Source organism: Saccharibacillus sp. CPCC 101409, from assembly GCF_030518235.1.
GTDB lineage: Bacteria > Bacillota > Bacilli > Paenibacillales > Paenibacillaceae > Saccharibacillus.
The window spans coordinates 615,670-628,341 of the sequence record NZ_JAULSA010000002.1 but is presented as its reverse complement, the minus strand read 5'-3'; the positions used below and the strand labels follow the sequence as shown (position 1 = coordinate 628,341).

General features: G+C 60.0%; 11 protein-coding genes. 4 read left to right on the top strand and 7 right to left on the bottom strand.

The genetic code is table 11. The features are described from left to right. Positions 1–240: 240 nt before the first annotated feature. Positions 241–747: a Crp/Fnr family transcriptional regulator gene (locus tag QWJ34_RS06940; RefSeq protein WP_302726385.1), complete on the bottom strand. Its 507-nt coding sequence runs from the start codon at positions 745–747 to the stop codon at positions 241–243. Positions 748–862: 115 nt separating this feature from the next. Beyond that, positions 863–1,825: a helix-turn-helix transcriptional regulator gene (locus QWJ34_RS06935; protein ID WP_302726384.1), complete on the bottom strand. Its 963-nt coding sequence runs from the start codon at positions 1,823–1,825 to the stop codon at positions 863–865. A 110-nt stretch (positions 1,826–1,935) separates the two neighbouring features. Between QWJ34_RS06935 and QWJ34_RS06930 the strand changes: the two genes are divergently transcribed. Further along, the gene (locus QWJ34_RS06930) at positions 1,936–2,811 is read left to right on the top strand and encodes an SDR family oxidoreductase (RefSeq protein WP_302726383.1); all 876 of its coding nucleotides are present in this window, start codon (positions 1,936–1,938) and stop codon (positions 2,809–2,811) included. 1 nt (position 2,812) lies between these two features. Further along, on the top strand, positions 2,813–2,956 hold the full coding sequence (locus QWJ34_RS06925; protein WP_302726382.1) for a hypothetical protein: 144 nt from the start codon (positions 2,813–2,815) through the stop codon (positions 2,954–2,956). Between the two features lie 471 nt (positions 2,957–3,427). On the opposite strand, the gene QWJ34_RS06920 is transcribed toward QWJ34_RS06925, so the two are convergent. Further along, positions 3,428–4,855: a serine hydrolase domain-containing protein gene (locus tag QWJ34_RS06920; protein ID WP_302726381.1), complete on the bottom strand. Its 1,428-nt coding sequence runs from the start codon at positions 4,853–4,855 to the stop codon at positions 3,428–3,430. 316 nt (positions 4,856–5,171) lie between these two features. Here QWJ34_RS06920 and QWJ34_RS06915 point away from each other — a divergent pair, with 316 nt between their 5' ends. Next, positions 5,172–6,188 carry an LLM class flavin-dependent oxidoreductase gene (locus QWJ34_RS06915; protein ID WP_302726379.1) on the top strand — a complete coding sequence of 339 codons (1,017 nt, stop codon included), beginning with the start codon at positions 5,172–5,174 and terminating at the stop codon, positions 6,186–6,188. A 177-nt stretch (positions 6,189–6,365) separates the two neighbouring features. Here QWJ34_RS06915 and aspA read toward each other — a convergent pair whose 3' ends face one another. The 3 genes from aspA to ald all read right to left on the bottom strand — a co-directional run bounded on the left by aspA (position 6,366) and on the right by ald (position 9,523). Next, positions 6,366–7,787 (bottom strand): aspartate ammonia-lyase, encoded by a 1,422-nt coding sequence (gene aspA, locus QWJ34_RS06910; protein WP_302726377.1) that lies wholly within the window; start codon positions 7,785–7,787, stop codon positions 6,366–6,368. A gap of 147 nt (positions 7,788–7,934) precedes the next feature. Further along, on the bottom strand, positions 7,935–8,390 hold the full coding sequence (locus QWJ34_RS06905) for an OsmC family protein (RefSeq protein WP_302726375.1): 456 nt from the start codon (positions 8,388–8,390) through the stop codon (positions 7,935–7,937). 2 nt (positions 8,391–8,392) lie between these two features. After that, positions 8,393–9,523, bottom strand: coding sequence for an alanine dehydrogenase (ald, locus tag QWJ34_RS06900; RefSeq protein ID WP_302726373.1), 1,131 nt, complete (start codon positions 9,521–9,523; stop codon positions 8,393–8,395). Between the two features lie 188 nt (positions 9,524–9,711). Between ald and QWJ34_RS06895 the strand changes: the two genes are divergently transcribed. Then, the gene (locus tag QWJ34_RS06895; protein ID WP_302726371.1) at positions 9,712–10,791 is read left to right on the top strand and encodes a bifunctional 3-deoxy-7-phosphoheptulonate synthase/chorismate mutase; all 1,080 of its coding nucleotides are present in this window, start codon (positions 9,712–9,714) and stop codon (positions 10,789–10,791) included. A gap of 452 nt (positions 10,792–11,243) precedes the next feature. Here the strand turns inward: QWJ34_RS06895 and QWJ34_RS06890 are convergent, their stop codons facing one another. After that, positions 11,244–12,590 carry a serpin family protein gene (locus tag QWJ34_RS06890; RefSeq protein WP_302726369.1) on the bottom strand — a complete coding sequence of 449 codons (1,347 nt, stop codon included), beginning with the start codon at positions 12,588–12,590 and terminating at the stop codon, positions 11,244–11,246. Positions 12,591–12,672: the final 82 nt, after the last annotated feature.

Below are 12,672 nucleotides of genomic sequence, written 5' to 3'. Positions count from 1 at the left end.
TCTACGAAAGGCGCTAAGTATAGGAGAGATCGTAACGTTTCCAGATTGTCCTTTGGGGAATACTCCTTCGGGGACTCATGGTATCCTGATCCTTTCTGTAATTGAGTGGTGAGGCTGAGAAATACTTACCCAGCGAAGTCACCTTTTTAAACCATTATACCATAAAACCGTCTTCAAATCGATAACGGGGTGTAAGAAACCTGTAATAAGCGTGTAAAAATTGGAGCTTTTCGGCAAAATCTATTCTTCTTTGGACGCGCGCAGCAGACGGTTGACCGTCTCGCGGCGCAGCCCGATCAGCTGGCCGATTTCTTCCTGCGTCAGCAGATCGGTCAGCGGCTGTCCGTACGTATACGACGACATCCAATGCTGGAGCAAACTCAAGCGTTCCCCCGGGGTGCCCGCGGTCAGATGGTCGATGCGCTGCTGCATAAACCGCACTTTTTCCTGCAGCAGCAGCGCGATCTCCAGCGCTTTCTTCGGATCTTCTTCCAGACTGCGATACCAGTCGGCCGCAAGGATCGGCTCCACTTCGCTGCGCACGAGCGCCGTGGCGGTCCCGTGCGTTTCTTTCGGACTGATCAGCGAATGATGCGGCACCACTTCCCCGGCATAGAATACGTTGAACAAAATAATATTCCCGTTTTCGTGCAGCCGCGTTACTTTGAACAGCCCGCTGTGGACGCGGTACAGGTATTTCCCGTCGTCGCCCTGGCGGAACAGAATTTCTCCCTTGTGCAAAATCATGTTTTCTCCGTCCTTCCTTCTGCCCGGCCGGCGCGCCGCCGCGCGGTATGCATAACGGCCGTCGAATATATATCGGATACTGCGATGAAGCCGTCCGGGCTACGGGGCCCGCCGTTTACGAATTCTTATACAGCCGCGCCAGGCGTCCGGCTTCTTCCGCCACCGCTCCGGCCAGCTCCCCCGGCTCCAGTACGCGCACGGAAGCCCCGAAGCCGAGCACGAACCGCAGCGCGAACTCCGGCGTCGCAAGATCGGCGCGGACGCGCGCCGTTCCGTCGCCCCGGCTCTGCTCGCGCAGCACCCGCACATAGCGCTCGCGCTTGAACGCGGGCAGTTCCGTCTCCGGCAGCAGCAGCTCCGCTTCGTAATGCGGCAGGCGCGACGTAAAAGAAGCCAGCGAAGCAGCCCAACAGGCGGCGAGATCGAACGCTTCCGGATAATCGAACGTCTCCTCCAGCTTGCGCGGATTGCCGAGCTTCGATACCCGAAACGTCTTGTCTGCGCCTTCGTCGCGCGCAATCAGATACCAGACGCCGCGCTTGACGACCAGCCCGAGCGGGCGCACCGTGCGCTCGCGGGCCGGACCGCCGCCGTCTCCGCCGTATGCGAAGCGCAGCAGGCACACGTCCCACACCGCTTCCTGGCACACCGCCAGCGCTTCCGGCACGTCGGGCGCGCTTCCATGCCAGCCCGCTTCGTCGATCAGCAGCCGGCTGCGCAGAAACGCGGCGTCGCGCCGGTCGGATCCGGGATAAGCCGCCTGAAGCTTGCGGCGCGCGGACTCGTACGATTCTTCCAGCCCCAGGTCTCGCAAGGGTCCCGCCGAAGCCCGGATCATCAGCGCGGCCGTTTCCTGCGGCGTCATTGCGGTCAATCCGCTCCGGTAACCGTCCATCAGGCTCCAGCCGCCTCCGCGGCCGCGAAGCGCTTCGACCGGCAGTCCCGCCTGTCCGAGCGCTTCCATATCGCGGCTGACCGTGCGCCGCGTGACCTCCAGCTCGTCCGCCAGCTCGCTCGTCGTCATCCGTCCCCGGCTTTGCAGCAGCAGGACGATCTTCAGCAGTCGATCGGCTCTCATTCCGGCCCTCCCGATTTTTTTTGTGAAATAAGACAAAGGTTGTCATCTATTATGGCTTATATTGGCCGAAGGAGCAACTTATCCTTATCTTTCCAAGGAGGCTGTAAACGATGAACGATAGTCCACTGGCAGGCAAAACGGCGCTGGTCGCGGGCGCGACCCGAGGCGCGGGGCGGGGAATCGCGCGCGAACTCGGCGCGCTGGGCGCGCATGTCTACGTGACCGGACGAACGACGAGGCACAGCGGGTCGGATATGGACCGCCCGGAAACGATCGAAGACACGGCCGAACAGATCGAAGCGCTCGGCGGAACGGCCGTCGCCGTCCGAACGGACCATTCCGATTCCGGACAGGTGCAGGATCTCGCGGAACGCGTCAAGGCGGAGCGGGGCGGCCTCGATATTCTCGTCAACGATATCTGGGGCGGCGATCCGCTGACCCGATGGGGCGAGAAACTGTGGGAGCATTCGCTCGAAGACGGACTGCGGATTCAGCGGCGCTCCGTGGATACGCACCTGATCACGTCGCATCATCTGCTGCCGCTCATGCTGGACCGCCCCGGCGGCCTGGTGCTTGAGATTACGGACGGCTGCGATTACCGCTTCCGGGGCAATGTGTATTACAGCCTGGCGAAGATCGCCGCGATCCATCTGGCGGCGGCGATGGCCGAAGAACTCAAGCCGCACGGAGTCGCGGCGATCGCGCTGACGCCCGGATTTCTGCGGTCCGAAGCGATGCTGGACCACTTCGGCGTAACCGAAGCCAACTGGCGGGACGGGGCGAAGATCGAGCCGACTTTTATCGCGTCGGAGACGCCCGCTTTCGTCGGCCGAGCGGCCGCCGCTCTCGCCGCCGATCCCGACGTCTTTACTTTAAGCGGACGCGCGCTCAGCTCCTGGGAGCTGTCGGACCGCTACGGCTTTACCGACGCGGACGGCGCGCGCCCGCACTGGGGCGCTTACGCCGCCGAGCACGGCCTGAACTGAATTGAAGGCCGCCTCGCTGATTGCGCCGATGTTCAAAGCGCTGCTGCGGTCGAAAAAAGTCACGGACGCCCCGCTCGGCAATCACACCGTAACCGCCGCCAAAGAAATCCCCAAGCCGGACCGGGACTTTATGGCGCCGCTGTAACGCACGGCAAAAAGCCTCCGCTTCCCGCGGAGGCTCAGGGTGTCGAGAACGCCGGGTAGGGTTCCAAACGGAAAATAGCGACGCAGGTACACTTATTTGGAGCAAAATGCTTCGATTTCTTCAAATAGCGGCGCAGGTGCACTTATTTGGAGCAAAATGCTTCGATTTCTTCAAATAGCGGCGCAGGTGCAATTATTCGGGAGCCAAAAGCCGAATCGAAGCGGAAAAGCTCGAAATAAGTGTATGAGCGCAGTTATTTTATCGAAAACGCAAGATCAAGCCGGAATAAGGGTATATGCGCATCTATTTCAGATTCGCCTTGCCAATCGCTTTAGTTCTCCAGCTCTTTCCCCGATCTTTCATTCCAATCGAATCTACCTATTTAGGTTGACATCCAATCGTTTCTCGACACTCTGAGAAGCCTCCGTTTTTCGCGGAGGCTTTTTTGCCGTTTCGGTCACACGATCGATCCTAAAACGCCAGTTCGCGGATCTTCGCCGTCATGGCGTTCGTGTCGAGGCCGCCGAGATTGCCCAGCAGCACGACGACCGTTCCGTCGCCGAGGCCGCGCCGGATGCCGGTGGTATAGCCGTCCCCGCCGCCGTTGTGGAAGACGACTTTATCCGCGCCTTCGCCCTCCGTCATCCAGCCGAACCCGTAATTTTTGTACGGCGTCGGCGTATACATCCGCTCCATCGTTTCTTCGCTCAACACTTTGCCCGCGCTCAGACCCTGCGCCCAGGTCAGCATATCGTCGAGCGTCGAATACAGGCTTCCGGTGCCCGCAGGCGAGAAATAATAGCCGACTTTGCTCCAGGTCAGACTTTGCAAGTCGTAAGCATAGCTCGTCGGCGTAGGGGTCTGGCGGGTCGCAGTCCCGCTGTTTTCCATGCCGAGCGGGTCCAGAATCCGGCTCTGGACGAAATCGGCGTAGCTCATGCCCGACGTCTGCTCGACGATATAAGCCAGCAGCACATAGCCGCTGTTGCTGTACATATAATCCGTGCCGGGAACAAACTTCAGCTTGCTCGCCTCGATTTCTTTCACCGTCTCGGACAGCGGCGTGCCTTCCACGCGCGGGAAGTTCAGCGCGATGCCGGACGTGTGCGAGAGCAGCATCGCCAGCGTGATCTCGTCGCCGCGCGGATAATCCGGGATATGCTGCGCCAGCGTATCGTCGACGCTCAGCTTGCCGTCTTCTTGCAGCTTGAGGATCGAAGCCGCCGTAAACGCTTTGGTCAGCGAGCCGAGCCGCATTTTCTGCGTCGGGCGCACGAGCGTGGTATCGGAAGCCAGGCCGTAGGCTTTGCGCATCAGCACTTCGCCGTCTTTGGCGACCAGCACGCTGCCGGAGAAATGTTCTTTTTTCAAATAATCGTCCACATCTTCCAGACCGGTCCCGATCTGCGTGTCGCTGTCGGTCGTCAAAGCGAGCCGGATGCCGTCCGCGGATTTGCTCAGCTTGATATTCGCTTTGAACGGTTCGGTGAATCCGCGCAGCGGCACGGTCAGAACGCCGGCCACATTGCGCGTCGCGCCCGGCATCTTCAATTCGAATCCGTTGACGCTGACGATATCCGTGCCCGGCCGGTACACGATCTCGTCGCCGTTCATCGTAACGGTGGCGGCTCCGAGCTTCTTGTCCCATTTGACGGCGCCGCCGAGCGAAACCGCGCCTTCTCGCACCGGAACGTAGGTCAGCGAGCGGTACAGATAAGCTTTGTCCTGCCAGAGCGCCGTTTGTCCGTCCACTTCGGCGGTGATCTTCGTTTGCGCCGCCGTGGCCGCACTCCCAGCCGCCAGCGCCGGTTGAACCGTTCCCGCCGTCAGCGCCAGCAGCAGCCCCGCGCCGAGCGCGGCGCGGCTCAGTGTGCCGGCTTTCTTCCATTGGTTCTTCATCTTGTCAGACTTCCCCCTGTCTCCTGCTTGGCTTGCCGAATGCCTGTCCGCACTTCCGCCGGGCAGCACCCTTCAAGTAATATATACCGGCCGGCGGGCAAATAGTTGCTGGCCGGCGGAATTTCGATGCAATTTCGGCCGGCGGATAAAACGGCTTGTCTCTTTTTTAACTATACTTTTTATAGTTCGTTATCTTTTTGACGACCACCCTCCAAGTCTGGTACGATGAAGAAGACGCCGGAGCACTTCCGGCTCCCGCTTTGTCAATATCCGGAACATCCCCCAGGGGTGTCGCTTCCGAGAGGAGAATATAAATATGCTGAAGCTCGGCATTCTCGATCAATCGAATATTACGGAAGGTTCCGGCCCGCGCGAAGCGCTGCAGGCGACGACCGCGCTCGCCGTCGAAGCCGACCGGCTCGGCTACAGCCGCTTCTGGGTCTCGGAGCACCACAGCTCCAAAGCGCTCGCGCATTCCAGCCCCGAGGTGCTGATCGCGCATCTGGCCGCGAACACCTCCCGCATCCGCGTCGGTTCGGGCGGCATTATGCTGCCGCATTACAGCGCGTATAAAGTCGCGGAGAACTTCCGCCTGCTCGAAGCGCTCTATTCGAACCGGATCGATCTCGGCGTCGGACGCGCGCCCGGCGGACGGCCGCTGTCCACCCGCGCGCTCCAGGAAGGCCATTACCACAGCGCGGACCCGTACCCGCAGCAGATCATCGACCTGATCGCGTACCTGAACGACGCCGTGCCGGCCGATCATCGCTTCGCCGGCCTCTCCGTGTCGCCGTCCGTTGATACCGTGCCCGAGCTGTGGCTGCTCGGTTCGAGCGGCGGTACCGCCCGCCTGGCCGCGCAGACCGGCGCTTCCTACGCGTTCGCGCAGTTCTTCGGCACGCAGGGCGGCGCCGAAGCGACTTCTTTCTACCGCGACAACTTCGAGCCGTCGCTGATGTCGCCTTCGCCGCACTCGCTGGCCGCGATCACGGTGATCTGCGCCGATACGCAGGAAGAAGCCGAACGGCTCGCGACCAGCTCCGACCTGTTCTTCCTGGCGCTGTACAAAGGCATGGAACTGCCGTATCTGCCGTCCGTGCAGAGCGCGCTGGATTATCCGTATACGCCGTACGACCGCCAGCAGATCGAAGCCACCCGCAGCTACCGGGTCGTCGGCACGCCGGACGCGGTCAAGACCCGCCTGCTTGAACTGGCCGAAGAATACGGCTCGGAAGAACTGCTGATCGTCTCGTCGATCCACGACTTCGAAGCGCGGCTCAAGTCGTACCGGCTGGTGGCGGAAGCGTTCGAATTGGAACGTTCGGCGGACTGATTCCCGATAGCCGCGGCCGGGCGAATCCCGGCGGCTTTTGGTTCAAGCGTTCGCTTCGCGCTTCTCCGGATTCCCCATAGTAAAAAGACTTCGTCCCCCGCTTATGCGGAGAACGAAGTCTTTTTTATAGCGGCGATTTTCGAATATCGTTTGACGGTCCCCGTCTTCCGCCGCGGCTCAGTCCCGCGTCAGCTGCGACGAGCCCGCGATGCCCGGCTTGGTCATCTCGAACGGATTCAAGATGATGTCCAGCTCTTCTTCGCTCAGCACGTTGTGCACCAGGCACAGCTCGCGCACGGAGCGGCCGGTCGTCATCGCTTCGCGGGCGATGCGGGCGCAGATCTCGTAGCCCAGATACGGGCTGAGCGCGGTGATGACGCCTACGCTGCGTTCGACGTATTCGGCGCAGTTCGCTTCGTTGGCTTCGATGCCGTCGATGCAGTGCGTGCGGAACACGGTCAGCGCCTGGTTCATGATGCTGATCGACTGGAGCAGGTTGAAGACCAGCACCGGTTCCATCACGTTCAGTTCGAGCTGGCCCGCTTCCGAGGCGAGCGAGATCGTATGATCGTTGCCGATGACCTGGAATGCCGTCTGGTTGACCACTTCGCACATGACCGGATTGACTTTGCCCGGCATGATCGACGAACCCGGCTGGCGTTCCGGCAGCTTCAGCTCGGCCAGACCGGCGCGCGGTCCCGAAGCCAGCAGACGGATATCGTTGGCGACTTTGGACAGATTAATCATGCAGATCTTCAGCGCGCCGGACAGCTCGGTATAGGCATCCGTATTCTGCGTCGCGTCCACCAGATCTTCGGCGTGGCGCAGCGGCATGCCGCTGATCTCCGCCAGCTTGACCACGACTTTATCCATATAGTTGACGTCCGCGTTCAAGCCCGTGCCGATCGCCGTCGCGCCCATGTTGATCTCGTGCAGCAGCTCTTTGGAGCGGCGCACCCGGTGCAGGTCGCGTCCCAGCACGCGGCCGTAAGCCGCGAATTCCTGGCCGAGCCGGATCGGCACGGCGTCCTGGAGATGGGTGCGTCCCATTTTGATGACGTGATCGAATTCGCGCGCTTTATTTTCGAACGAACGCTGCAAGCGCTCCATCGTGTCCTCCAGCTTCTCGACCAGCGACAGCGCCGCGATATGGATCGCCGTCGGAAACACGTCGTTGGTGGACTGCGCCATATTGACGTGCACGTTCGGATTCAGATGAAAATATTCGCCTTTCGCCTTGCCCATCAGCTCCAGCGCGCGGTTGGCGATCACTTCGTTGGCGTTCATATTGATCGAAGTGCCCGCTCCGCCCTGGATCGGGTCCACGATGAACTGCGCGTTCCACGCGCCTTCCATCACCTCGTCCGCGGCTTCGGCGATCTGCGCGCCAAGATGCGCCGGCAGACGTCCGACCTCCATATTGGCGAGCGCGGCCGCCTTTTTGACGATACCGAGCGCCCGGATCATCGACTCGTGAATCCGGTAGCCGGTGATAGGGAAATTCTCGACCGCCCGCATCGTTTGAACGCCGTAATAGGCATCGACGGGAACCTCTTTGGCTCCCAGGAAATCTTTTTCTGTCCGAAACTGCGGCTGCATTATAGTTTCCGTCCTTTCAAAACTGTGGTAGGTCTATCTTGTCCAATAGCGAAATTCGTAAAATTTTTCCTATATCACTTCTATATCCATATATCGGCCGCGGTAAACGACAACTGTATATCCGCGCGCGATCCGGGTCTGTTCGATTTAAAGCGCTTTCTGCGCGATATTCACGACGGGTTCGGCCGAGACTTCGACATTGCCCGCCAGCGCGCGCGTAATCATGCATGAGCTTTCCGCTTTGAGCGCCAGTTTCTCCGCTTTCGCGCGAATCTCTTCGCTCTGGCCTTCGGCCAGGAGCAGCAGCGGACGATGAACGATGGATTTGTACGTAAAAATATTATTTGTCACGTCAACCGTGCCTTCGGAATCGAGCGTCAGGCTGTCCACGCCGATCGACGAACGTTCCAGCATGGCCGCCAGCGTGATGATGTAACAGGTCGCGGCCGCGCCCAGCAGCATCTCGTCCGGATTGGTGCCGATACCCGGGCCGCCCATCGGTTCGGGTATCGAGATCTCGGTCTTCAACAGTCCGCTCTCGATCGTGCCGCTGCTGTTACGGCCGCCGTTCCATACGCCTTTGAGCCGGAAAATATGATCCATTGCTACTCGCTCCCTTTTTGGTTCAAAATTGCTTCAATTTCATTATACTCCAATCCGTGGGATTCCGCGACGGCCCGGTAGGTGACGCGTCCTTCGCACGTATTGATTCCTTTCGCGATCGCGGGGTTGTCCAGCGCCGCCCGGCGAAAGCCTTTGCGCGCGATGTGCAGGCCGTACGGCGTGGTCACCATGGTCAGCGCGAGCGTCGACGTGCGCGCCACCGCGCCCGGCATGTTCGCCACCGCGTAATGCAGCACGCCGTGCTTCACGTACACGGGATCGTCGTGCGTCGTGATGCGGTCGATCGTCTCGATCGAGCCGCCCTGGTCGATCGCCACGTCCACAATGACCGAACCCGCGCCCATCCGCCGGACCATATCTTCTTTGACCAGCTTGGGCGCCCGCGCGCCGGGAATCAGCACCGCGCCGACCAGCAGGTCCGCGCGCTCCACCGCCGTTTCCAGATTGTGCTTGTCGGACATGAGCGTCTTGAGCCGGCCGCCGAACTGGTCGTCGAGCCGGCGCAGCCGGTCCGCGTTGATATCGAGCAGCGTGACGTCGGCTCCGAGCCCGATCGCCATCTTGGCCGCGTTCGCCCCGACCGTGCCGCCGCCCACGATGGTGACGCGCCCCGGCTCGACGCCCGGCACGCCGCCGAGCAGCACGCCTTTGCCGCCGAACGGCTTTTCGAGAAAATGCGCGCCGATCTGAATCGACATCCGCCCGGCCACTTCGCTCATCGGGGTCAGCAGCGGCAGGCTTCCGTTCTCCAGCTGGATCGTTTCGTACGCGATGCCCGTCACGCCTTTGTCCAGCAGAGCGCGGGTCAGGGCCGGCTCGGGCGCCAGATGGAGATAGGTATACAGAATAAGTCCGTCGCGGAAAAAATCGTATTCGCTTTCCAGCGGTTCTTTGATCTTGACGACCATATCCGCCGCCCAGGCTTCGGCCGCGGAGCTTACGATCGCCGCTCCCGCCGCCGTATAATCTTCGTCCGAAAATCCGATACCCAGCCCCGCTCCCGACTGCACATGGACTTCGTGTCCCTCGGCGATATACGCCGCGGCCGAAGCGGGCGTCATGCCGACGCGATTCTCGTTGTTCTTGATTTCTTTCGGTACTCCGATTTTCATCCGCTTTCCCTCCGATTGTAAGTGGTTAAAGTTCCCAATTTTCATTTTACCATGCGGCGAATAAAAAGAAATCGGCGTTTTCCCGGGGATTTTTGACTAAAAAAGCTCCCGCGTCTTGCTATGTATGCGCTGCCCGGATTAAAATGTCTAGAAATACGCTTTTACAGCTCAAAGGAGACTATGCAGACATGAATGAAACATTGGAACAGCTGCGGGCCAGCGTCGACGGGATCGACACCCAGCTTCTCGAACTGCTCAGCAAACGCGCCGAATTGGTGCACCAGATCGGTCAGGCCAAAGAAAACCAGGGCGTGCCCAAGTTCGATCCGGAACGGGAAAAAGAAATCATGGACCGCGTAACGGGACTGAACAAAGGACCTTTCTCGGACAGCACGCTGAAGCACCTGTTCAAAGAAATCTTCAAAGCCTCGCTGAATATTCAGCAGGAAGACCATAAACGCCAGCTGCTCGTCAGCCGCAAGAAGCGTCCGGAAGACACCATCGTCGAGTTCAAAGGCGTGCAGGTCGGCGGACCGGACCCGATCCTCGTGGCGGGACCGTGTTCGATCGAGTCGCGCGAACAGCTGCGCACGGTAGCCAAAGCGCTGAAGGAATCCGGCATCAAAGTGATGCGCGGCGGCGCGTTCAAACCGAGAACGTCCCCGTACGACTTCCAGGGCCTGGGCCTCGACGGCTTGAAGCTGCTCAAAGAAGTGGCGGACGAATTCGGCCTGGCGACGATCAGCGAGATCGTGCACCCTTCGCATATCGAGATCGCGGCCGATTACATCGACGTGATCCAGATCGGCGCGCGCAACATGCACAACTTCGAACTGCTCAAAGAAGTCGGCGGCGCGAAGATTCCGGTTCTGCTCAAGCGCGGCCTGTCGGCGACGCTGGACGAGTTCATCCACGCGGCCGAGTACATCATGGTCAGCGGCAACGAGCAGATCATGCTGATCGAGCGCGGTATCCGTACTTATGAAAAGGCGACGCGCAACACGCTCGACATCTCGGCGGTGCCGCTGCTCAAGCAGGAAACGCATCTGCCGGTCATGGTCGACGTGACGCACTCCACGGGCCGCAAAGACATCATGCTGCCATGTGCCAAAGCGGCTCTCGCCGCCGGCGCGGACGGCATCATGATCGAAGTGCACCCGGACCCGCAAACGGCGCTGTCCGACGCGGCTCAGCAGCTCGATATTCCGCAGTTCGGCGCGTTCTGGGACGGGCTGAAGAATTCGGGGCTGTTCGGGCCTCGCGCTTGAATTGGACGGGTTGTGATTTGAAAAAGGAAAGCCCCGCGATGTGGTCGCGGGGCTTCTTGTTGTTCGGAAATCCTATTCGGAAAAGCAGATGAAAGGCTGCGGGAGAAATTCGTTAGCGTAGGCTTACGAGGTGTCTTTCTTCGAAAGACTTTAGGTCGCGTGTTGAAATCGGGAAAACTGATTAGGTTATATAGGTGGTATTTTCCCGATTTCAAAGGCGAACACTATCAGCATAGGCTTCCGAGGTAACTTTCTTCGAAAGTTTGTACCTTCACTGAATTTCTCCCTCCGCCTCTTCGATTCGCTTTAAATAGGACTTCTCAACACATTAGCCCCGCGAACGCTTCGCGGGGCTTTTGGGGGCGGTCAGGGTTTACTTGCCGGCGCTTACCGGCGGCCTGCGTAAGATTGGATCAAGCGGCTTCGGCCGGGTTTGAAAAAGCGAAGCGAGCTCAGCTTTCGGAAGGGTTGCCGACTTCGCCCATAAACACGATCAGGCCGGTGGTGCGGTCGGTGATGGCGAAGAAGAACGGGCGATTCAGTTTCAGGTTGAACGGTTTGTTTTCGACGGGAGCGGAGCTGGTTGCTCCTTCGATTACGGTGACGGCGGCCGCTTCGGTGCCTTCTTCGTTGACTTCGATAAAGGTATCGTGGCTGGCTTTGCTGACATACAGGCGCCGGTCGCCGGTATCGGCGATTCCGCCAAGCTCGGCTTTGCTTGGGTCGAAAGCCGACGGCATGCCGAGCGCGATCAGCGCGTCGTTCAGGCTGAGCGAATCTTCCAGCTTGAACTTCGGCAGTTCGACGCTGCCTTCCTGCCTGGACAATTCGGCGCTCCACGTATCAAATGCCGGCAGATCCTGCCGCTTGAACTGCTCCAGGGTCCGGCCTTCGTCCGGAAGGGCAAGGATCATGCCGAAGTTCTTGGATTCGCCGTACGGCAGCCGGATCGCCCGGAATCCGTCGGCGTCGAGATAATCGTATTTGTCCCGCTGCTTCATGGTGGGCACCTGAATTTCTTCGCCTTCCGCTGTCGTAAACGGCAGGTCTCCGGTCTGCTCCGCTTTGAACGGCTCGGTCCAGCTTCCCTTGAAATACATGGCGTTAATCAGGAATAGTACGGTATCTCCGTCGATCGGCGGCTTGATAACGTCCCGGATCTTGCCGGCCGTATTGTCGGAAATCCAGGCGTTGATCGTCGGCGCCGCTTTGTCCGAATCGAAGTCCAGCGCCCGGGCCTGCGCTTCGTAGTACTGCTCCAGCGACTTCACGTAATCCGGCTTCAATTGGAAGCCCTGACGGCTCCAGAACGAGTTGGCGATCTCCATCCGGATCGACGGATCGGCGCCGCGCAGCAGTTCGCGCATCACCTGCTGCGCGGCGCCCAGTTGTTCGGCGTTCATGCCGCTTAGATTCAGAACTTGTTCCAGTTCCCGGTCGGTTTGGCCTTCCGCGCCGGCCTTGAGCATGGACAGCGCAATTGCGATCCCCGCGGGCGAGACCATCCGATTCGGTCCGGGCGAGTCTTCGCCGGGCTGTTTCTCCAGCATGGCGTAAAAGTTCAGCGCAAATTCATTCATGCCTTCGGCGAGCGAAGGATCGACGTCTTCCGCGGTATACGCGGTCGTATAGTCCGAACCCTGCTTCGCCTGTTCTTTGCCGATGGAGCAGCCGGCCGCCATGCCGCCCAGCAGCAGCGCCGCCAGCGCCAGGCTCCCGACTTTTCGGCGCGAGCCCGCGGTTTTTCCAATCTTTGTCCGTTTTGTCCGCTTGCTTTCCTCATGTTTGGTTATACGCATCTTCGATAGACCCCCTTTTGTCGGTCGAGCGCGTTTCGTATGATTCCGCTTTCCGGCGCCGTCCTGCCCGCCGCAGATCCGG